Origin of the sequence: uncultured Victivallis sp., assembly GCF_944391105.1 — a bacterium.
GTDB lineage: Bacteria > Verrucomicrobiota > Lentisphaeria > Victivallales > Victivallaceae > Victivallis.
Genome location: NZ_CALXSK010000059.1, coordinates 1 through 20,847, shown reverse-complemented (window position 1 = coordinate 20,847; position 20,847 = coordinate 1). Strand labels below are relative to the sequence as shown.

16 protein-coding genes are annotated in these 20,847 nt (G+C 59.6%); 11 read left to right on the top strand and 5 right to left on the bottom strand.

Features of this window, described 5'->3' with window-relative positions; all coding sequences use genetic code 11:
* The first annotated feature begins 147 nt into the window (after positions 1 to 147).
* From Q0K10_RS14335 to Q0K10_RS14310, 6 genes are all read left to right on the top strand, one after another.
* Positions 148 to 918, top strand: coding sequence for a type II secretion system protein (locus tag Q0K10_RS14335; RefSeq protein ID WP_294508359.1), 771 nt, complete (start codon positions 148 to 150; stop codon positions 916 to 918).
* Entirely contained in the window at positions 918 to 3,389 is a 2,472-nt protein-coding gene (locus Q0K10_RS14330; RefSeq protein ID WP_294508355.1) for an endo-1,4-beta-xylanase, read from the top strand. The genes Q0K10_RS14335 and Q0K10_RS14330 overlap by 1 nt, the downstream gene beginning before the upstream one ends.
* 286 nt (positions 3,390 to 3,675) lie before the next feature.
* Complete coding sequence (locus Q0K10_RS14325) at positions 3,676 to 4,611, top strand: DUF4434 domain-containing protein (RefSeq protein ID WP_294508352.1); 936 nt, start codon at positions 3,676 to 3,678, stop codon at positions 4,609 to 4,611.
* 116 nt (positions 4,612 to 4,727) lie between these two features.
* Positions 4,728 to 5,552, top strand: coding sequence for a helix-turn-helix transcriptional regulator (locus tag Q0K10_RS14320; RefSeq protein WP_294508346.1), 825 nt, complete (start codon positions 4,728 to 4,730; stop codon positions 5,550 to 5,552).
* Positions 5,553 to 5,684: 132 nt separating this feature from the next.
* Positions 5,685 to 6,200 carry a thioredoxin family protein gene (locus tag Q0K10_RS14315; RefSeq protein WP_294508342.1) on the top strand — a complete coding sequence of 172 codons (516 nt, stop codon included), beginning with the start codon at positions 5,685 to 5,687 and terminating at the stop codon, positions 6,198 to 6,200.
* On the top strand, positions 6,197 to 6,619 hold the full coding sequence (locus Q0K10_RS14310; RefSeq protein WP_294508339.1) for a rhodanese-like domain-containing protein: 423 nt from the start codon (positions 6,197 to 6,199) through the stop codon (positions 6,617 to 6,619). The genes Q0K10_RS14315 and Q0K10_RS14310 overlap by 4 nt, the downstream gene beginning before the upstream one ends.
* 9 nt (positions 6,620 to 6,628) lie before the next feature.
* On the opposite strand, the gene Q0K10_RS14305 is transcribed toward Q0K10_RS14310, so the two are convergent.
* Positions 6,629 to 8,296, bottom strand: coding sequence for a glycosyltransferase family 39 protein (locus Q0K10_RS14305; protein WP_294508336.1), 1,668 nt, complete (start codon positions 8,294 to 8,296; stop codon positions 6,629 to 6,631).
* Positions 8,297 to 8,468: 172 nt separating this feature from the next.
* On the opposite strand from Q0K10_RS14305, the gene queC reads away from it, so the two are divergent.
* Entirely contained in the window at positions 8,469 to 9,146 is a 678-nt protein-coding gene (queC, locus tag Q0K10_RS14300) for a 7-cyano-7-deazaguanine synthase QueC (RefSeq protein ID WP_294508333.1), read from the top strand.
* An 11-nt stretch (positions 9,147 to 9,157) separates the two neighbouring features.
* On the opposite strand, the gene hrpB is transcribed toward queC, so the two are convergent.
* The gene (gene hrpB / locus Q0K10_RS14295) at positions 9,158 to 11,611 is read right to left on the bottom strand and encodes an ATP-dependent helicase HrpB (RefSeq protein ID WP_294508330.1); all 2,454 of its coding nucleotides are present in this window, start codon (positions 11,609 to 11,611) and stop codon (positions 9,158 to 9,160) included.
* 119 nt (positions 11,612 to 11,730) lie between these two features.
* Here hrpB and Q0K10_RS14290 point away from each other — a divergent pair, with 119 nt between their 5' ends.
* The 3 genes from Q0K10_RS14290 to zwf are packed head-to-tail and all read left to right on the top strand — an operon-like array spanning position 11,731 to position 15,715.
* A complete protein-coding gene (locus tag Q0K10_RS14290; protein ID WP_294508328.1) occupies positions 11,731 to 13,425 on the top strand; it encodes a glycoside hydrolase family 2 TIM barrel-domain containing protein in 1,695 nt (564 codons plus the stop codon).
* Positions 13,422 to 14,201 (top strand): hypothetical protein, encoded by a 780-nt coding sequence (locus Q0K10_RS14285; RefSeq protein ID WP_294508325.1) that lies wholly within the window; start codon positions 13,422 to 13,424, stop codon positions 14,199 to 14,201. Before Q0K10_RS14290 ends, Q0K10_RS14285 begins: the two co-directional genes overlap by 4 nt.
* A 29-nt stretch (positions 14,202 to 14,230) precedes the next feature.
* Positions 14,231 to 15,715, top strand: coding sequence for a glucose-6-phosphate dehydrogenase (zwf, locus tag Q0K10_RS14280; protein WP_294508321.1), 1,485 nt, complete (start codon positions 14,231 to 14,233; stop codon positions 15,713 to 15,715).
* 155 nt (positions 15,716 to 15,870) lie between these two features.
* Here zwf and Q0K10_RS14275 read toward each other — a convergent pair whose 3' ends face one another.
* Genes Q0K10_RS14275 through Q0K10_RS14265 form a run of 3 tightly spaced genes read right to left on the bottom strand, consistent with a single transcriptional unit; the run spans position 15,871 to position 20,329 of the window.
* On the bottom strand, positions 15,871 to 17,535 hold the full coding sequence (locus Q0K10_RS14275) for a hypothetical protein (protein ID WP_294508318.1): 1,665 nt from the start codon (positions 17,533 to 17,535) through the stop codon (positions 15,871 to 15,873).
* A gap of 39 nt (positions 17,536 to 17,574) precedes the next feature.
* Complete coding sequence (locus Q0K10_RS14270; protein WP_294508316.1) at positions 17,575 to 19,104, bottom strand: sigma 54-interacting transcriptional regulator; 1,530 nt, start codon at positions 19,102 to 19,104, stop codon at positions 17,575 to 17,577.
* Between the two features lie 34 nt (positions 19,105 to 19,138).
* Positions 19,139 to 20,329, bottom strand: a complete 1,191-nt coding sequence (locus tag Q0K10_RS14265; protein ID WP_294508313.1) for a pyridoxal phosphate-dependent aminotransferase — start codon at positions 20,327 to 20,329, stop codon at positions 19,139 to 19,141.
* A 128-nt stretch (positions 20,330 to 20,457) separates the two neighbouring features.
* Here Q0K10_RS14265 and Q0K10_RS14260 point away from each other — a divergent pair, with 128 nt between their 5' ends.
* Positions 20,458 to 20,760 (top strand): hypothetical protein, encoded by a 303-nt coding sequence (locus tag Q0K10_RS14260; RefSeq protein ID WP_294508310.1) that lies wholly within the window; start codon positions 20,458 to 20,460, stop codon positions 20,758 to 20,760.
* Positions 20,761 to 20,847: the final 87 nt, after the last annotated feature.

Here is a 20,847-nt window from a genome sequence, read left to right as displayed (position 1 = left end):
TTGAGGATTTTACTCAATTCAAACTCGTAAAAAATTGAGTTTTTCCCGGCATCGAAGTGGAATTTTATCATAGGAGTTAGAGAAATGCAACACACACAAGTTTTTTCTGCAGCGGGGAACCGCGTTTCGCATTTGCGAAACAGGCAGTTGAGCGTTTCACGGGAAGAGAGAGGAAGAGCGCATCGTTCCATTTTTACATTGATTGAACTTCTTGTCGTAATTGCGATCATCGCGATTCTCGCCTCCATGCTGCTGCCGGCGTTGAACCAGGCGCGTGATGCGGCAAAGTCCAGTCAATGTCTGAACAATCTCAAACAGAATATGATGGCGGAGATGTTCTACGCCTCCGACAACCACGATATCATGCTCGCCTATTACAGCCCCGATCCATGGGCAAAACGGCTGCTCGTATATGGAAACTACATCACGAACGCAGCCAGCCTGAACTGTCCGAAAATCACGGGGGAAAACTCCAAAATCACGCTGGATTGGACCAGCACGAACAACTGGTATCTCCGAAATATGTGGTTTACCTACGCGGTTTACACTCCGCTTACGGACAGTGAATATGACGACAAGGTCGATGAGATCGGAGCCATTCGAGTCTGGAAATGGGGAGATCCGGGTTCAGAGACGCACGCCATGTTTTTACGGCGCATGAAACAACCCGCGGCTCTGGAATTGATGATCGATTACGTCTATGGGTTCGGCTCCCTGATGGACAACAGCTTTCATCGCTTCACTCCGGCCGCTTTCCAGGAAGGGAACAATGCCGGGCCGTGGCTGGCACACAACGACCGTTGCAATGCCGCATTCGGCGATGGTCACGCTGCGAGCCGGAACTGGGGGGAACTGACGGAGTCGCCGCTGAAATTCCGGGTCGCCTGGACCTCCCGCTATGAAAGGAAGAGCAATTGATGAGAATCCTGTCTGTCTGTCTGCTGCAACTTCTTGTAGCCGGGCTGCTTTCCGCCGCCCGAATCGAGGTGGAAACCGGTCGTGGATCGCCGATCCATGTTCTGGTCCCCGGCGAGGAAAACCATCTTGGCCTGCGGATCACAAACGACAGAGAGCAGCCGGAGAAGTTCACTCTGACCTACATCGTGGAGAACTCTGACGGCGGCCGACTGCGCGATGAAGGAGGCACCGCTTTCACCCTCAAACCCGGAGCGGATATGTTCATTCCGCTGCCGAAACCGGAACGGTTCGGAGTCCGTTTCATCGCCGCGACCCTGACAGGCAGCGTCAGCGGAACCATTTCCAAACGCCTCAGTTACTGCTACATGATTCCAGCCGGCCCGCCCCTGGGAAAGGCCAAAGGATTCCTGTTCGGAGTCTGCGTACATACCCAGAGGTATCCGCAGGCGGAACAGGAGCGCGAAGTTATGGCGGCGGCCTGGTGCGGAGCAAAAGTGTTCCGCGAAGATATCGGCTGGTGGAGAGTCGAGCGGAAACAGGGGAAATGGGACTGGTCCGCCTATGATCGACTGATTGCTCTCTACGAGAAGCAAGGCATTGAACTGCAGGCCATTTGCGCCTGGGTGCCGGGCTGGGTCATCGAGAAATTTCATCGCAACGGCTGTCCGGAGGAGTGGCGGGAATATATCCGTCGTTTTTCAGAACGTTATCGCGGGCGCGTCCGGTACATGGAAGTGTGGAATGAACCGGATATCAATACGTTTGGGAAAAATCCGGAACGCTATCTCGAACTGCTTCGCATCGCGTATGAGGAGACGAAAAAGCAGGCTCCGGAAATGATTGTGATGACCGGAGGAGTTTCGGGCATGGTCACCACGGAACGGCAGACAGCCTTTGTGCGCCGCATGCTCCGGGACGGAAAAGGGAGCTATGATGTGATCGCATTCCACGGCCACGGCTCTTTGTCAAATTACCTGACGCACCTCAATCCGTTCCTGGCCGCACGAAAAGAGTTCGGCATCACTGCACCGTGGTATCCGAATGAAACAGCGGAACCCAGCAACTGGTCGAGCGAAACGGGACAGGCGGTAACGCTTTTCAAAAAGCTGCTGGTCAGCTGGGCACGGGGAGCAATCGGTTACAACTGGTATGACCTTCGCAATGATGGAGTGAACCCCAAAAATGCCGAACATAACTACGGAATGTTGACGCAGGACTTCTACCCCAAACCGGTCTACGCGACCTACAACATGCTTGCAGGCACATTTCGAGAAGCGGAGTTTCTCGAAGATGCCGAACCCGGCCGGCCGCTTCAGGCCTACTTGTTCCGTTCCCGGGAGAATGGATACCTGCTGCCGGCGTGGAGCGATGAATCGGGAGAAGCGCTGCTTGCCGTGGCCGGAGAGGGAACATTCTCCCGGCTCGACCTCTACGGCAACCGGGAACCGCTTCCCATGCTTGATGGATTTACGGCATACGCGGTCGGAACTCTTCCGGCCACTCTGCTCAACAGCGGAACCGGGAAAAAGCCGGTGATCCGGGGACATTTCCTCTCGATGGAAGGTGCGTTCAATCTGGTTCCCGGGGAGAGCCGCAATATGGAACTCGAATTGAACAATCCCACGAAATCGGAGCTTGCGTTCCAGATAAAGCTCATATTGCCGAAAGGGCTTTCCGGCACACGCACAACCGCGGTGCAGACGGTGCGCCCCGGCGAAAAGTGCCGACTCTCATTTCCTCTGCAGGCGGGATGGGATTTTCGCTCCCTGCCGGATCGGCCTCAGACAATCGGAATCGAACTGACCCTGGCAAACGGCCAGCAGAAACTCTGGAGCGGTCTGCTTCGCCGCGAAGTCCGGACCGTGACCGACCTGCCGGCAAATCGATTTGACGCTCAACCGAATTTTGTGTTGAACCATCAGGGACAGGTCACCCGGCTGATTCCGTCTGCGCCGGAAAACGAACCGCTCTACTGGAAAGGGCCCGATGATCTCAGCGCCACCGTCAAACTGGCCAGAAAAAATCAAGCCCTGCAGCTGTTGATCACGGTTACCGACAATGTTCACAGCCAACCCTTCAGCGGTGTGGAGAGCTGGAAAGGAGATAATGTCCAATGCGCCCTGCAGCTGCCGGGACAATCCGGGCTCTGGGAGATCGGCCTGACCCGGCTCGCCGACGGGACTCCGGAAGTATGGGTCTGGATGGCTCCGGATGGATTTTCCGGGGAGAAAACCGCCGCCGCAATCAAACTGAATGTCGACCGGAACGAAACCGGGAAAACCACCACGTATCAGGCGGAAATTCCGTTTGAAGCGATCGGTCTTTCTGAAAAAACCGGGAGGAAAGGTTTCCTGTTCAATTTGTTCATCAATGACAACGACGGGAAAGGACGCAACAACGGAATTTCGATCGCCCCGGGTATTGCGGAGGGGAAATCCCCCGACCGCTACCCCACCGTCAGATTCCGCTGAGATAATCTCGCCTCAACCACCGGAACGGATGATCCCGATTTCCGGTGGTTGTTTTCTGCAGTGAAATTTGCTTTCGTACAACCAGCCGCTCCTCCCCTCCCCTTTCCTTCCCCTCCCTGCGAACCGCGGATGCCCGAACCATATTTTTTCATTGCGCTCTTGACTTCTTCCGGATGACGAGGTATACTTATCAGCTGCAACAATCAAGCAGAACATGGGACTCGCGGGAAAAATGCACGGCTTTTTTCACGAAGACTCATCAAGCGCAAAAAAAGGAACCATTGTCATGCAGATAACCGGAACGTTTCTCGATGAGATCAGCCACGACATCCCGCACCAGAACTGGGGACGTGAAGAGTGGGACCGCGATTTCGCATCGATGAAGTCGATCGGGATCGACACCGTGATCCTGATCCGCTGCGGCCACCGCCGCTTCATCACCTACCCGTCGGACTACCTCATGCGGCACGAGGGATGCTACAAGCCGCCCGTCGATCTCGTGGACCTCTTCCTCGATCTCGCCGGGAAATACGGCATGAAATTTTATTTCGGGCTGTACGATTCCGGCAAATACTGGCACAACCACGAATGTGAACGCGAAATGGAGATCAGCCGCGCCGTCGCCGATGAAGTCTGGAGCCGTTACGGCAACCGCAAGGCGTTCGGCGGCTGGTATTTGAACTTCGAGGTCAGCCGCGCGTTCGCGGGAATCACCGAGCTCTACGCCGGAATGGGCCACTATGTGAAACAGCTCTCCGGAAATCTGCCGACGATGATTTCGCCGTATATCGACGGAATCAAACTCGCGGTGCCGGGCGAACAGCTCTACAAGGAAGACGCCATCGGCCTCGAACAGCACGAAAAAGAGTGGAACGAAATTCTCAAGGGAATTCAGGGCGCGGTCGACATCGTCGCGTTTCAGGACGGTCACTGCGACTACCACGAACTTGCCGACTATCTGCGGGTCAACAAGAAGCTGACCGACCGCTACGGCATGACCAGCTGGACCAACTGCGAGAGTTTCGACCGCGACATGCCGATCCACTTTCTGCCGATCAAGTGGGAGAAGATGCTCATGAAACTCGAGGCCGCGAAAGCCGCCGGAGTCGAGAAGGCGATCACGTTTGAATTCTCCCACTTCATGAGCCCGAACTCGTGTTACCGTGCCGCCGGACACCTCTTCGACCGCTACTGCGAACACTTCCACCTCGCGGGGAAATAGGCCCCGCCGGTAACTTCCGCTCTTCCCGGCGCGGGAGGAGCGCAGCAGAATGCATTCCGGAGGGAGTTCGACATCCGCACAAGAGGCGTTATCATAAATCCGGAAAGGAGATTTCGATGTTTCCACTTGCGGAACGCAATGACATACTCGCCGCCGCAAACGCGGCCCGGGTCTATCTGCGCCACTATGCGCGCGGAAGTTACCACGTACCGCGGGAACATCTGCTGCAACTGCCGGTAAACCGGATGCTCTTTCCGCTGCTGCTCCCGAAGGGGCGCCCGAGCACCATCCGGGACCGAAAACAAACTCTGGTCATGCGCCCGGACAAATTCTATTTCATCCCGGCCTTTCACGAGGCGGAAGTTCAACTCAATGACGATTTGCGTTTCCTCTCGATCCAGAGCAATCTGGAGGTGTTTCCGGGAACCGAACTGTTTTCCGGCTGCGGAGACATGCTGGAACTCTCCTCCCCCGCAGAACTTCCGCTTCTGCTGGAACTCTTCGATGCCCCGGAAGAAAAACGGATTTTTGCGGCGCTGAAATGCAAAGGAGCCGTTCTTTCACTGCTGCTCTCTCTTCTGGAACTCTATCCGGAGGAGGCGTTCCGCACACCGTTGTCGCTGCGTCACTATCCCGAACTGATGGAATTCCTGCGGCAGAACGGTGACGCAACCACACGCGTGAGCGACCTCGCCGCAATCTCGCACGAAAGCCGGGAGGGATTTACCCGCCGCTTCTCCGCCGCAACGGGAATCACCCCGAAACAGCTCATCGGCCGCTTCCTCATGAGCCGGGCACTCGAACTGCTCAACGGAAACGGCTCGCTCAAGGAGATCGCAGCGGAACTGAATTTCAGCAGCGAATTCGCGTTCTCGCGTTTCTTCAAAACTCAAATGGGGGAAGCCCCCAGCCACTGGCGGCTGCGCAACGCCCGATTCTGAAATTCCCCGCCCCGGACAAAAGCCGATTCTTCAAATTAAACAGGAATAATTATCATTTCCGCTTGATTTTTTCAGTTTTTCTTCTATAGTGAAAGAAAAGATTCACCGGAAGGAAAAAGGAGGAAACAAATCATGAGAGAGAGAAGTCAAATCATTCGGGGGATGCTGCTCTGGACCGGCATCACGCTTTTCGGAATCGGCGCATTTGCGGCGGCGACGCTGAACGCCGGTCCCGTCACTTCGCCCGAAATCACCGAGAAAAACTCCGGCGAGCTGCTCTGGAGCGAAGATTTCGAAAAGGCTTCCGCCCTTGCCAAAACGGAAAAAAAGCCGCTGCTGATGTACTTCACGGGTTCGGACTGGTGCGGCTGGTGTAAAAAACTGCATGCAGAAGTTCTCGATCGTCCGGAGTTCAGCCAGTGGGCGGGGAAAAACGTCGTACTGTTCAAAGCGGATTTTCCGGAGGAGCTTGCGCAATCCCAGACCATCAAGGATCAGAACAATCAGCTTGCCCGGAAATACCGGATCTCCGGATTCCCGACCGTCATCCTGGCCGATGCCGACGGCAAAGTCATCGCTCGCACCGGCTATAAGCCCGGCGGTGCCGCCGCATACGTCAAACATCTTCAGGCGCTCCTGAAAAAATGACGGACAACTGTCGCGCTCACGCGGTTCCGGCAAAAGTCCGGAATCGCTTTTTTCGTACGCTCGGATACGCGTTGTGCGTATCGGCTCTGACGACGGCGGCCGGCTGCCTCTCCGGAAGCCGGCCGGAAACTTCACAACCGAAGGATAAGGAAACCATGATTCTCATTGATACACGCACCCCGGATGAATATGCCGCAGGCCGCCTGACCGGAGCCATCCTCATTCCGCACGACCGCATTCTCGCGGAAATCGGAAAACATGTGCCGAACCACGCGGAGAAAATCGTGCTTTACTGCCGCAGCGGGCGACGCGCCGAAACGGCACGGGCCGCCCTCATGGCGTCGGGCTACACCGATGTCGAGAATTTCGGCGGGATGGAGGATGCGGCGGAGAAACTTCAGCTCGAAATCATTCGATGAAGAAAGCCGTCACGGCGCCGCCGGTTCCGCTTCCGGACTGAACTCTCCGCTCTCGGGCCGGCGAAGTTCCCCCTTCCAGAGCCCGAGGCGATGCTTCCGGTAAGAGTAATCCGCCGGAAGCAGATTGACCCAGACCCGATCCGGCATCTGGGGGAACTCTGTACCGAGCAGGTAGACGGTTTTCTCCTCCGCCGGCAGCCGGAACGGCTCCTGAAGCTTGCGGACCTTCACTCCGGCGTAATAGAGTTCCCCGTACAAATCGAGGATATTGCTTTTATAAAGCGTTTGAACGGATTCCCCGCGCAGCCGGTTCGCGATTTCCGCACCGAAATCGCGTTTTTCGCGCTCCTGCGCCCGGTAGGGCTGCAGGACGGTCCAGAAGAAGATTCCCATTCCCATCGACGTGCACAACAGCATGAGCCAGAGCGCCCTGCTCTTCCGGCCGCAATGCACGTAAATCGCCAGCAGAAGCAGCAGCGCCGCGGCGAACATCGCGAAGAGCCGGTAGTGGAACGAGTCGCTGAACCCCGATGAGAGTGACAGACTCATGAAATTGCTCAGAAAATCCTCGGGGACAAAGCATCCCGCTCCGATCGCAACAGCCGCCGCAATCAAAAAATATTCGCACAGAACAAGCGCCTTGCGCAACCGGTTTCCGTAACGCCGCATGGCCAGTTCATAGTTGATGCCGACCAGAATCGACAGCGGTCCGAGCAGAAAAATCAGGTCGCGCGGGTCATTGTCGGGCAGCAGCCAGAGCAAAGCAAGCGTCGAAATCGCCAGCGTCCGCAAATATCGGCTGAGGATCGGGGTCTCATCGAGCGCCTGAAGCGCCACACAGAAGGGAATCCAGGCAATCAACGTCCACGGCAGCAGCCGCAACGCGAAATCAAACGGGAAATAGAGCAGTTTAAGCAGATAATCCGACAGGGGAATCCAGCTGAACCAGAGCGCCTCCGGCTGCACGACGCGCCCCGTGAGCCAGTGCGGAAGTCCCCACAGCAGAATCGTCACGGCCAGAATCGCAATACCCACCGGAAACCCCGCCTTGCGAAACTTCGACTTGACCGAAAGCGGACGCCGGAAGAAAAACATCGGAAAAACAAACAGCAGCACCACCTTGAAACCGCCGCACAGAAACCCGAGGGAAAGCAGAGCAAGAGACCAGATCCATCCCATGCTCCAATTCGTGCGCCGCACGCCGAACTGAAAAAAGAGCAGCTGCGCCGCAAGCAGCAGAAATGCGTTCATCGTCGCGGGATCGCCGTCGACCGCCTTCTCCAGCATCAGATTCGTCCCGAGATACATCGCGGCGGCCGCCAGTCCGGCCCGGGAGGATCGCTCGCTCGCAGCGGCGATGTAAACCACGACCGCCGATGCCGCCACCATGATGACCGAGAGCAGCCGCAGGGCGAGCTCCATCTCCAGCCCCAGCCCCCGGTTCAGCAGCGCCGTCAGCGCCGGATAGAGCGGATACGCATTGCGGATCGCCACCCCGTGTGCGGTCACCACCGGGGAGTCCGGCGAGAACTCCGCCGCGAGCACCGCATAGAATCCCTCCTCGCGAAACAACTCGCGAACCCCGAGAAACCACGGTTCGAACAAAACCAGAAACGCCAGTGCCAGAACAAGAATTCCCGCCCAGCGCGGAATCATTTTTTCCTGATAAACGCCCATCGACTGCAATCTTCCATTACCCAGAATTCCGGGAGGTAATTTACCATTCCAAGCCCGGTTTGTCAATCGTCCGGAGAACGAAAAGCCGCCGATGACGCCACCGAGTCCGAAAAACGGCTTGGCAGAAACCTCCCGCCGGTGTATATTATATCAAAAGCGGAAAGGATCGAAAATGAAAAAAGCGGTTGTGCTCTTGAGCGGCGGACTCGACTCCGCCACGGTTCTGGCGATGGCCAAATCGGAAGGATTTGCGTGCCATGCGCTCTCCTTCGACTACGGACAGCGCCATTTGTGCGAACTGGAAGCGGCGGACCGGGTCGCCCGGCAAATCGGCGCGGAATGCCACAAAACCGTGAAGATCGATCTGCGGCTCTGGGGCGGATCGGCGTTGACCGACGACTCGCTCGCGGTGCCGGACGCGGAAGAGTCGAAAGGGATTCCGATCACCTACGTTCCGGCGCGGAACCTGATCTTTCTCTCGTTCGCGACCGCCTATGCCGAGGTTCTCGGCGCGCGCGACATCTTCATCGGCGTAAACAGCGTGGACTACTCCGGCTATCCGGACTGCCGTCCCGCTTTCATCGAGTCGTTCCGCGAAACCGCCCGGCTCGGAACCCGCGCCGTCGACGAGGGGTGGAGCTATCGGATCAATGCGCCGCTTCAGAATATGAGCAAGGCCGAGATCATCCGCGCAGGAGTCCGGCTCGGCGTCGATTACAGTCTTACGACCAGCTGCTACAACCCCGATTCCGAGGGGAGAAGCTGCGGGAAATGCGCCTCTTGTGCGCTGCGCAGCGCGGGATTCCGGGAAGCCGGAGTGCCGGATCCGACCCGGTACGCGGGCCGGTGACGGCAAAACGCTCAGCTTTTTTTCGGCTTCACCGAACGCAGCGTCGGCTTTTCCGAAGCGGGATCCTCGGGCCAGAGGTGTTTCGGATAGCGCGATTTCATCTCTTTACGCACGAGCTCCCAGCTGCCGCGCCAGAACCCCGGCAGGTCGGTCGTGACCTGAACCGGGCGCAAGGCGGGGGAAAGCAGCTCGATCCGCAGCGGGATCCGCTTGTGCCCGACCACAGGATGAACCGTCACGCCGTAGAACTCCTGCACCTTCGCCGAGAGCGTCGGCTGTTCGTTTCCATAGTCGATGCGGTGGCGCGCACCGGCGGGGGTTGTGAACGCCTCGGGGTAGGAGGCGTCAAGCTCGTGCAGCAGGTTAAATCCGAGCATGTTGCGCAAAATTTCATTCCAGTCGAGCTTTCTCAGATCGGCGAACGATCGGACGTTCCCGAGGAACGGCGCGGCCTCCCCGGCGAAATTCCCGCTCCAGTCCGGATACGATTCCGGCTCCTGCCGGTGCGCGAAGCCGACCCGGTCGAAAAGGGCCCGGGCACTCTTCGCTTCGGGCGGAGGCAGTTCGAGACTGCGCGACTGAGCCGCCGCCAGCACCGCTTCGGCAAGCGCTTCCCGCGGGGGATTCTCCAGCGGCGTCGAAGTGAGCACGATCGCTCCGAACCGGCTCTCGCGCCGTGCGAGCGCCCGTTCCCGGTCCGGATCGAATTCCACCCGGTCGACTTCGTGCAGGCGGTCGGCGAAAACGTCAAACAGCATTTCCGGGTCAACCGGAGCCGCGAGACGGATCGCAGGCTCGCGCCCGCCGCCCGAAAGCCGCGCGACGGCGAGAAACTCATGCCCGCAGAGATCATCGCCTTCCGCCAGAACCGCGCCCGGTCCGCCGCTCAACCGATAACTGCGCCCATGGCGGGTGCGCGCACGGCCGATCCACTCCGGGAACGCGACCGCAACGAGCAGACCGCTCTCCTCGACATCGCACACCCGGTCCTTTTCGCGCAGAAGCTCAAGCAGCTGTCTCCGGATCACGTGCTGCTGCCGGAACGCACCAGGATTTGAACGCATCCGGCGGATCCGTTCCCGCAGATCAGCGCCGTCGAACCAGCGATACGCGTCACGCTCTTCGAGGATCGCCGCAAGATCACATCCAAGCGGAGCGATTCCACGCTCGCGCGCCGCGAGCAGCATCGCCGCAAGACGCGGATGCACCGGCAGCTCCGCGAGCCTCCGCCCGCGTTCCGTGATCCTCCCCTCCCCGCTGACGGCGCCGAGTTCCGCGAGCACCCGCCGGGCGGCGGAAAGCGCGGCCGCGGGAGGGGGATCCAGCCAGCGGAGCGACTCCGCATTCGTCCCCCAGGCGGCGGTTTCGAGCACAAGAGGAGCCAGATCCGCCTCAAGGATCTCCGGCTGCGTCCGTTCGCTGCGGGAGCGCTCCTCGACCGCATTCCAGAGCCGAACGGCCACACCGGGACGTGTCCGGCCCGCGCGCCCGCTGCGCTGCGCCGCAGACGCCTTTGAAATCGGCATCACCTCCAGAAAAGAAAATCCCGCCGCCGGATCAAATCGCAGATGACGTTCCAACCCCGAATCGACCACTCCGGTCACGCCGTCGATCGTGATGCTGCTCTCGGCGACGTTCGTGGACAGAACAACCTTGCGACGCCCGAAAGGAGCCGGCGCGAGCGCGAGATCCTGTTCCGCCGCGCCCAGCGAACCGTGCAGCTTCAGCAGCAGCGCCTCCTCCGGCAGAGCCTCTTTCAACATCCCGGCACAGGTTTCAATTTCGCGCATGCCGGGCAGAAAGACGAGCAGATCGCCCTCGATTTCGCGATAGAGCCGACTGACCGCGCGCACGGTTTCCGGCTCGGGACGGCTGCGGTCGAGCCCCCCCGCGCAGTAACGGATCTCGACCGGAAACTGCCGCCCGGGCGCCTCGATGACCGGAACTCCGCCGAGCAGAGAGGCGACCCGTTCCGTCTCGAGCGTGGCGGACATGACCAGCAGTTTCAGGTCAGGCCGGAGGTTCTCCTGCACGTCGAGTGCGAACGCGAGTCCGAGGTCCGCGTCGAGACTGCGCTCGTGAAACTCGTCGAAGATGACGAGCGAAACCTCCGCGAGCTCCGGATCACGCTGCAGCCGACGCAGCAGCACGCCGCCGGTCATGACCGTGATACGGGTCTCCGGGCCGATCCGGCTCTCGCCGCGCACAACGTAACCGACCCGCTTTCCGACCGGCTCCCCGAGCAGCGAAGCGATCCGGCGCGCCGCCGCCCGCGCAGCGACCCGGCGCGGCTCAAGCAGAATGATTCCGCCGTCGAAACCGTCGAGCAGCGCGGGAGGAACCAGCGTGGTCTTTCCCGCTCCCGGAGCGGCCGCCAGCACTGCGCCGGCGTGCGCGCAGAGTGCGGCGACGAGTTCCGGCAGGACGGAACGGACAGGCAGATCAATGTAATCGGAATCATTCATTTCATTAATATAGCAGACGGAGCTCTCTTTTCCAAGGGAAAACCGCTTGTATTCATCCCGTCCGCGTGATATTGTAAACGATGAGTCTGGTAACTTCATTTTCAGGATCATGGGGAATCATGTACGCTTATCCGCAGTTTCCATGCCGGAACGTCCGCTCTCTCGACGGCTTCTGGGAGTTCGCATATCTCGGAGCCGATGCGCCGCAACTTGAGGAGATCCCGGTGCGGACCATCGTCTTCGATGAACTCATGGCCGTTCCGGGGTGTTTCGACGCGGCGCCGAAATATGCGGGCATGCGCGGCGTCGGCGCCTACCGGTGTATCGTTGAAGCTCCCGCAAACGCGAAACTGCGTCTCCGGCTCGGAGGACTCGGGCTGCGCGGCCGCATCCTCTGGGACGAGAACGACATTGCCCGGAATGAACTGCCCTATTCGCAGCAGTGTTACGAATTCAATGCGGGACCGGGGCTCACGCATGAACTGCTCATCCTCATCGACAACCGGTTCCATCCGGTCGATACACCGCTTTTTCACCCCTTCTACGACTTTTACGGCTACGGCGGGATCTACCGTTCGGTTGAACTCGAGACGCTTCCGGAGGGCGTCCATTTCGAGCGTGTCCGGATCGACACGCCCGACCTGTCCGGCCGTGTCGTCGTTTCGGGAAAACTCTCCGGCGGCCCCGCCCCGCTTTCGGCGGGATTCGACGGGAGCGAACCCGAACCGGTCGACGGCCATTTCGACGGGGAGACGTTCACATTTGAAGCGCAGCTCGATACCCCGGCCCTCTGGAGCCCGGATTCTCCGAATCTTCACACCGTCACGCTGCAGGCCGGAAACGACGCCATCGTCGAACGGTTCGGAATCCGCACCATCGCCTGCAGCAGGGGGCAGATTCTGCTCAACGGGAGACCGATCCGGCTCGCGGGCTACAACCGGCACGACACGCACCCGCAGTTCGGTCCGGCCATGAACGACGAACTCTGGATCGAAGATCTTCAAATTCTGCGCGACCTCGGGTGCAACTTCATCCGCGGCTGCCACTATCCGCAGAGCCAGCGGTTTCTCGATCTCTGCGACCAGCTCGGCTTCCTGGTCTGGGAGGAGTCGCTCGGCTGGGGCGACGATGCGAATGTCCAGGCGGATCCGAAGTTCCGTCGCCTTCAGCTCGAACAGACCGTCAACATGGTTGAAACCAGCATCAACCATCCGTCGGTCATCCTCTGGGGATTCATGAACGAATCGGGCGACGACAAGGAGGTCGGTGCCTCGCTGCTGCGCGAACTCGCCGCGGCGGTCCGCTCGATCGACCGGAGCCGCCCGGTCACAAACGCCACGATGCACATTCATGAATCGATTGCACTTGACGCGTTCGATGTCATCAGTTTCAACCATTATCCGGGCTGGTATGAGCAGGGCAATCTCTCCGATCCGCGCCCGCTCGACCGGATTCCTGCCGCACTCGACAGGGTTCTCGCAAAACTCGACGGGCAGGAGATTCTGCGCGACAAGCCGGTCATCCTGAGCGAAATCGGCGCGGGCGCCATCTATGGCTGGCGCGACCGCGTCCGCGGCATCTGGAGCGAAGAGTATCAGGCCGACTATCTGGACACGGTCTGCCGTTATTTCAAAAGCCACGACCGGCTCAACGGCCTCGCACTGTGGCAGTTTTCCGACGGCAGGACCTACGCCGCGGCGAACGTGCTCGGCCGTCCGCGCGCGTTCAACAACAAGGGAACACTCGACGAATACCGCCGCCCGAAACTCGCGTACGAGGTCGTGAAACATCACTTCAAGAGTCTTGAATCATGAAACTTTTTTCGATTGTCGTACTGCTCCTGACCGCCGCATTGCTCAGCGGAGCGGAATTGCGCATAGCGGATGCGATCCCTGGGGGAGACGCACCCGTGCGCCAGCTCGCGTTGCGCGAAGCGTTCGCCGGGCGGCAGCAGATTCAATACCAGCATGAAAAAGCCCCCGAGGCCTTCGCCGGACTCGCGGAGGGAAAATACGACCTGGTCGTCGCGGAACTGCCGGACCGGCCGGAGAAGTTTCCGGGGAACTGCCGGATCTACGCCGTCGATTCGCTCGTCTTTTACGTAAACGTCACCAATACGCTCGAAGGCGCGAAAAGCGCCCAGCTGCGCGATATTTTCACGCAGCAGCAGCCGAACTGGCAGGATTACAGCTTCCTTTCCACCGGAATCCAGCGCTATGGCGTGAAAGCCGGGAAACCGGGTGCGGCGCGAATGGCTCACTTTCTGCCCCGGAGTTCGGTGCTCGCCGAAGAGGTGAAGAAATTCGGTTCGACCGCCGAGGTGCTCGCCATGACGGGAGCCAATCCCGATGCGATCGGCTTCGGCGTCTATGCGTCAAGCGCGCCGGTTCAGGTCAGGCTTCTGGCGGTTGACGGCGTCGAACCGAACATGAAAACCGTTGCGGAAGCGACCTATCCGCTCGCAGTCAAACGGGCTGTGTTCTCCTCCGCGGACCCCTCCGCGGAAACAAGACGGTTTCTGAAAGAAATGGACAAGGCGGATTTCCGAGACTTCATTCTCAATGCGGAACTCCTGCCCGTGGAAAAATAGGAGCAAAGCTCCGGAAGAGGAGAAGCATCATGTCCGACATCAACTACTATCGCGGCAACTTCTGTGTGGAAGTCCACCCTGCCCCCGGTTCGCTGGTCATCTTCGGCGCCTCCGGGGATCTGGCGAAACGGAAACTCTTTCCCGCACTCTACCATCTGTTCCGCCGGAATCTGCTGCATGAGGAGTCCCGGATCGTCGGTTGCGCGCGTACCGCTTACAGCGACGACGGTTTCCGCGACCATCTGCGCCCGTTCCTCACGGAAGGGACTCAGGAACAGCAGACCGCATTCCTGGCCAAGGTGTGCTATGTTCCGGGCGACTATTCAGACTCCGGGTTCTACCGGAAACTCGACAACGTACTCAACGCGCTCGAAGCGAAAAACGATCTTCCTTCGAACCGCACCTTCTATCTGGCCATGCCCGCCTCGCTCTACCCGGCGATCATCGACAAACTCAGTGAAAACGGTATGCTCGAAGAATCTCCCGAACCCGACGCCCCGTGGCGGCACGTGGTCCTCGAAAAACCGTTCGGTCGCGACTTCGCCTCCGCTGAAGCGCTCGACCGCGATCTCCATTCCCACATGCGGGAAGACCAGATCTACCGAATCGATCACTATCTCGGCAAGGATACCGTTCAGAACATTCTCATGCTGCGGTTCGCGAATCTCGTGTTCGAGCCGGTCTGGAACAGCCGGTATATCGATCACGTGCAGCTCACCGCCTCCGAAACCCTCGGGGTGGAAAACCGCGCGGGATATTATGAACAGGCCGGACTGCTGCGCGACATGTTCCAGAATCATATGCTTGAGATGCTCTCTCTCGCCGCGATGGAGATGCCCGCGAGCTTCTCACCCGACGACGTGCGCAGCGAAAAAGTCAAACTCATCAAGTCGATCCGCCCGTTCGACCTGAAGCATCTCGACAAAACGGTCGTTCGCGGTCAGTACGAAGGCTACCGCGCCGAACCCGGCGTCGCCCCTGATTCCCGGACGGAGACGTTCGTCGCGGCAAAACTCGAAATCGCCAACTGGCGCTGGGCGGGCGTCCCGTTCTACCTCCGGTCGGGGAAGAGGCTCGCTGCCCGCAAGAGCGAAATCGCCATCGTCTTCAAATCAATTCCGCACTCGATCTTCGCCCCCATCCGCGCCCGCGACATGCAGCCTGACACCCTCGTGCTGAAAGTCCAGCCGAACGAGGGGATGGAGCTCACCATCCAGGCCAAGCAACCCGGCCCCAAACTCTGCATGGGCGGAGTCACCATGAGTTTCCGATACAGCGACCTCCCCGGCGGTGAGAGCTTCGACGCATACGAACGGCTTCTCCTCGACGCCATGCTCGGAGACCAGACCCTCTTCATCCGCAGCGACAGCATCGCCGAAAGCTGGAGACTCTTCACCCCGCTCCTCGAAAACTGGGAGAGCCTCCCCCTCGAAACCTATCCCGCCGGCTCCGACGGCCCCGAATCCGCCGCCCGTCTCCTCTTCGCCGACGACCGCGAATGGCGGGCGCTGTAGGGGATTTTCCGGAGGAGGGCGCAGAGGTACGTCCCCATCGCCCCGCAAACGCCGCACAACGGGGAAAATGGGGACGCGGGGGAAATCTTTCCCCCGCGAAAGCCACGTCACACGGTCACTCCCCCCGAAAAACCTTCCCGACCTCCCCGGGCATCTTATTCGTAGGGAAGAGCATGCACGCAGTTGCACACGGCAAGTCCGCCCCAGCGGACCTGATAGGAACCGCCCTCTTCCACGAGCTGCGGGTCGGCTGACGGAACGGCTTCCGCCGGAAGAATTTCAACTCCGCCGCCGACAATGGTGCGCAATGTCTCGTCGAAAACAACATGGATCTCCGGACCGTCATAGAGCGAGGCTTCCACCCAGACGCGATCGGACTCCCGCCCGCTCCGCCACTGGATCGGCCGGGAGTCGAACGTGCCGGGCAACCCGTGGATGACAACCTTATGCCCGCCGGAAACCATCGTATGCTCATCCGCCAGGACCGCGTCATCGGCCGCAAGTTCAAACCGCAGAGCGAGAGAAGAAAAGGAAAATCCATTGTCGGCAGGACGGTCAAGACCGATGTGCCAGTCGCCGCGATCCGTCAGCATCGCGAGCGCAAAGACCGCCCGGTTCTTCGATTGCGCCATCCGGACTCCGGCGGAAGAGAAATCCTTCCCGTCCTTGAAGAAACGCATGCGGAACATCGCGGGGCGCTCCCCCTTCCCCGACGGCCAGTAGCCCAGCATCGGACGGCGCTGCGTCCAGAAACACTCGCGATTGATCGTGCCGAAAATCAGTTCCGGCGTAACGTAAGTGGTTCCCTCAAAAGACATCTCCGGCTTCGGCCGCTTCACATACCGCTGCCGGATCTCCTGTTCCGGCAGAGAAAATTCAGCAAAACGGCTGCGGAACTCCTCCGGGCACGGCAGATGGCGGATCGGATCGTAAGAAAAGGCGAGCAATCCCGTCTCCTTCGCTTCACGCACCGCCTTGCGCAACGGCAGTCCGGTCGCATTGCGCAGGAAGTCGACAGTTCCTTCGGCCAGATATTCCGCGTAGGCGCGCGACTGCGCTCCGCCGAGCTGGCCCGTCGCGGGATGAAACCGCTTTGCAATCTCGCCCCAGATGAAAGCGTGGAGTTTCCGTGCCGACTCAAGAAGTTTCCCGTTGGAGTGGACAAGCTGCAGAATCCGCTCCGTTTCGCGCAACGCGACGAACGTGTAGGTAGGACTGTTGTATTCATTGAGTCCGCCCTGATCGGCCGTGTACCGCAGGAAAGTCGCCAGACGGCTCGCGGCATATTCCGAGAGAAGCGGATTCTCCAGAATCTCTCCGGCACACCCTGTTACCGCCGCCCCCATGATCGCGATATTCGTGTAGTCCGGACGAACGTTGCGCCGGAAAATCGCCCACGCTGCGCGCTCCAGAGCGTGCGTCACCGCTTCCGCCAGTCCGTCATCGAGTTTATCCCGGTGCTCCCGGAGCATGTGGCAGAGTCCCGCACCGATGAAATCCGCCCAGTTCCAGTCCGGCGGCGCCATCTCCGGAACCGGTTCCTCGCAGAACCACGGCCAGATTCCGAAAGCCGGATCGTAAGGATCCGTCACCTGAAGTTTGAGCACTTCGCGCGTCACGGCCGCGGCGCGTTCGCACTCCCGTTCACCGCCGAGCTCCAGAAGCGCCAGTGCGTAAAGGATGTTGGTCATGGTCGAAGAGATCCGCGTCCCGTCCGGAATCCGCGTGTGATATCCCGGCGAATGCGCAATTTCCTCAAGCCGGTTTTTCCGGGGATTGAAATTTCTCTCCTGAGCAGCCAACATTTCACGGAGAATCATGGTACAACGCGCCTTTCTGTTAAATTGGAACTCCCTCCGTCACGCCTGCCGATAGGAGGCGGGGTCGATTCCGAGTTTCCGGATCTTGTAATGAATGATTCTGACCGTGAGATTCAATGCGCGCGCGGCCGCGGCGACGTTGCCGCGGTGCGCTTTGAGCGCTTCATCGATCATCTCCCGTTCGAACGCCTCCACGCGGGTTTGAAAATCACCCGCTGTCGGGAACGACGGCCCGGCCGGCTCTATGCGCTGCAATGCCACCGGAAGGCAGTAGGTGTGAATCGTATCGTCCGTAGCCGAAAGCACCGCCCGCTCCATGCAGTTCTCCAGTTCGCGGATGTTCCCCGGCCATGAATAATCGACCATGAGGTTCATCGCCGGAGCCGAGATCCGCCGCACGCGCCGATGGTGCATCCGACTGAACTTCTCGCGAAAATGCTCCGCCAGCAGCGGGATGTCCGACCTGCGTTCCGCCAGATCCGGCAGCACGATCGGAAACACGTTGAGCCGATAGTAAAGATCTTCCCGGAACTGCCCCTCGGCCATGAGCTTTTCGAGATTCCGGCTCGTCGCAGCGATGATCCGAACATCGGAGTGCAGTTCTTCGTTGCCGCCGACCCGCTGAAACGTCCGCTCCTGAAGAAACCGCAGCAATTTCACCTGCACCTGCGGCCCGATGTCGCCGATCTCATCGAGGAAAAGCGTCCCCTTGTCGGCCGCCTCCACACGGCCGATCCGCCGGTTCACAGCCCCCGTGAAGGCGCCCTTCTCGTGGCCGAAGAGTTCACTTTCGATCAGATTCTCCGGCAGCGCCGCCGAGTTGACCACCACAAACGGCTTGTCACAACGATCGCTGGAACGCTGCAACGCCCTCGCCAGCAGCTCTTTGCCAGTTCCGGAAGCCCCGCGGATCAACACCGTTGCGCTGCTGGCGGCCACCTGGCGGATCATCGCATACACCTTCAGCATCGCCTGGCAGTTGCCGATGATCTCCGAAGGACCGGAAATCTGGTCGAGCTGCTCCCGGAGGCGCGTATTCTCCTCGATCAGCCGCGAACGCTCCTCGTGTTCGGCCAACCCCAGCGAAATGGCCTCCGCAGTCAGGTTGGCGACGATCTCCAGCAGATTGAAGTCCCGTTCGAGGTCGGCATCCGCCACCATCTCCCGGTCGATGCTCATCGTGCCGATGACCTCCCCCAGGTGAATGATCGGCACACAGATGAACGCGACGTGCGAATCGCGCCCGCGCGCCCCCGTGCGGTCAAGGAATTCCGGCTCCTGCGAAATGTCCGGAATGATCCGCGGCTTTCCGGTGAGCGCAACCTGCCCGGTGATCCCCTCTCCGAGCCGGTAGCGCCCCCGCTTCTTCGCCGCCTCCGAAAGCCCGTGCGACGCCTCGATGAAGAGCAGCTCGCCGCGCCGCAGCGTAACCGTTCCGCGCAGCAGCCCCATTTCACGGTAAAGAATCTCCAGCACCCAACGCAGCAGCGCCGAGACGTCCTTCTCGCGCAGCACCGCCTGACTGATCTGGTTCAGAACCGCAATTTCCAGATTTCTGCTGCGATTCATGCCGCGACCTCCGGCATCGCTCTTCCGGAGCAGTTCATTTGAGTTTTTTCACTGCATTCTTGATGCTCTGCCGCGCCCCTTCGATCACTTTCGTATCGACGCAGAACGCGAAACGGGCATATCCCGGACAGCCGAATCCGCGTCCCGGCACCGCCAGAACCCGCTCTTCGACCAGAGCCTGGATAAACGCAGCCTCGTCCGCCACCGGCGATTTCGGGAAGAAGTAGAAGGCGCCGCGCGGCATCGTGAATTCGATCCCCGCGTCGGTGAGCACGTCCGCCATCGCGGCACGCCGCTCGCGGTAGATCTCCAGATCGACCTGAGCATCCATGCACTCCATTAAAATCTGCTGCGCAATCGCCGGAGCGTTCACGAATCCGAGGATGCGGTTGCAGAGAATGAGTCCGGCCATGAGCTCCCCGGCGTTCTCGATTCCGGGAGAGACGGCGATGTAACCGAGACGCTCCCCCGCGAGCGAAAGATTCTTCGAATACGAACCGATCACCACGCCGTGCGGGAAAATTTCAAGCGCTCCCGGCAGCTCGACCCCGTCGAAATTCAGGAAGCGGTACGGTTCATCCGAAACGACGTAGATCACCCGGCCGAACTTCTTCTCGGCCGCGGCAACGATCTCCGCAAGCCGGGAGAGTTCCTCACGGCTGTAGATCTGTCCGGTCGGGTTGTTCGGGGTGTTGATGATGATCGCGCGGGTGTTCGGCGTGAAAGACTTCTCGATCCGGTCAAGGTCGAGCTCAAACGTGAAATCCTTCGAAGGAACCGGAACAAGCCGCCCCCCGGAATTCGCCGCGTAAAATCCGTACTCCACAAAATACGGAGCGGGGCAGAGCACCTCGTCCCCCTGCGTGAGCACCGCCCGGAAGAAAACGTTGATCCCGCCCGCGGCGCCGCAGGTCATGATGACATTCGATCCGGGCAGATCAACGTTCTGCTCGCGCGAGAGATGGGCCGCGAGTTTTTCGCGCAGCTCCGGATAACCGGCGTTCGGCATGTAACCGATCGAAAACGGCTTGTTGGCGCGCCGGGTGATCTTGCTGAGCGCGGTTTTCACCTCCGGCGGCGGCGGCAGATCCGGATTGCCGAGACTGAAGTCATAGACATTTTTCTCGCCGTACTGCTTTTTGAGTTCGATTCCCGCCTCGAACATCTTCCGGATCCAGGAAGCGTTGGAGAGGTATCCCTTGATTTCATCCGAGATCAATTGCATGGTGTCGTCTGCTCCTTCTGATTCTGGTATGTTTTGCATAATTTACCACAGAATGCTCCAGCCTGCAAGGAAAGGTTGACAAATTTGTCACAATAATAAAACCCGGGACCAAACGGAAGGAGGATCGCATGGGGGAACGGAAATTCACCAATCCCGACGAACGCCCGATCGACGCGGTGGAAAAGGCTCTGCTGAAACGGGCGCTCGGATTCACGCAAAAGGAAATCCAGACGGAGGAGCTGTTCGACAAGGAGAGCGGGGAACTGCTTTCGACCGGCAGGAGGCGCGTCGTCTCGAAAGAGGTGCTTCCGGATGTGCGCGCCCTGCTTTTCTGGCTCAAAAACCGGCGGCCGGCCCGCTGGCGCGAACGAGTGGAACAGCAGGAGAATGAACCCGACTTCGAATTCGATGAAGAAGATGAGAAACTTTGAAATACGGGCAAAAATCAAAACCACCGGCTAAGCCGGTGGTATGCACCACGCCTTCAAGGCGATATTGCCGGCAGCCCGACACGGGCT

What these genes read in the sequence shown, in the direction of transcription:
- Q0K10_RS14285 (WP_294508325.1), top strand. Translation starts at nt 13,422, where the DNA reads ATGAAACTTTTTTCGATTGTCGTACTGCTCCTGACCGCCGCATTGCTC.
- Q0K10_RS14330 (WP_294508355.1), top strand. Translation starts at nt 918, where the DNA reads ATGAGAATCCTGTCTGTCTGTCTGCTGCAACTTCTTGTAGCCGGGCTG.
- Q0K10_RS14325 (WP_294508352.1), top strand. Translation starts at nt 3,676, where the DNA reads ATGCAGATAACCGGAACGTTTCTCGATGAGATCAGCCACGACATCCCG.
- Q0K10_RS14265 (WP_294508313.1), bottom strand. Translation starts at nt 20,329, where the DNA reads ATGCAATTGATCTCGGATGAAATCAAGGGATACCTCTCCAACGCTTCC.
- Q0K10_RS14260 (WP_294508310.1), top strand. Translation starts at nt 20,458, where the DNA reads ATGGGGGAACGGAAATTCACCAATCCCGACGAACGCCCGATCGACGCG.
- hrpB (WP_294508330.1), bottom strand. Translation starts at nt 11,611, where the DNA reads ATGAATGATTCCGATTACATTGATCTGCCTGTCCGTTCCGTCCTGCCG.
- Q0K10_RS14305 (WP_294508336.1), bottom strand. Translation starts at nt 8,296, where the DNA reads ATGGGCGTTTATCAGGAAAAAATGATTCCGCGCTGGGCGGGAATTCTT.
- queC (WP_294508333.1), top strand. Translation starts at nt 8,469, where the DNA reads ATGAAAAAAGCGGTTGTGCTCTTGAGCGGCGGACTCGACTCCGCCACG.
- Q0K10_RS14290 (WP_294508328.1), top strand. Translation starts at nt 11,731, where the DNA reads ATGTACGCTTATCCGCAGTTTCCATGCCGGAACGTCCGCTCTCTCGAC.
- Q0K10_RS14315 (WP_294508342.1), top strand. Translation starts at nt 5,685, where the DNA reads ATGAGAGAGAGAAGTCAAATCATTCGGGGGATGCTGCTCTGGACCGGC.
- zwf (WP_294508321.1), top strand. Translation starts at nt 14,231, where the DNA reads ATGTCCGACATCAACTACTATCGCGGCAACTTCTGTGTGGAAGTCCAC.
- Q0K10_RS14275 (WP_294508318.1), bottom strand. Translation starts at nt 17,535, where the DNA reads ATGATTCTCCGTGAAATGTTGGCTGCTCAGGAGAGAAATTTCAATCCC.
- Q0K10_RS14320 (WP_294508346.1), top strand. Translation starts at nt 4,728, where the DNA reads ATGTTTCCACTTGCGGAACGCAATGACATACTCGCCGCCGCAAACGCG.
- Q0K10_RS14270 (WP_294508316.1), bottom strand. Translation starts at nt 19,104, where the DNA reads ATGAATCGCAGCAGAAATCTGGAAATTGCGGTTCTGAACCAGATCAGT.
- Q0K10_RS14310 (WP_294508339.1), top strand. Translation starts at nt 6,197, where the DNA reads ATGACGGACAACTGTCGCGCTCACGCGGTTCCGGCAAAAGTCCGGAAT.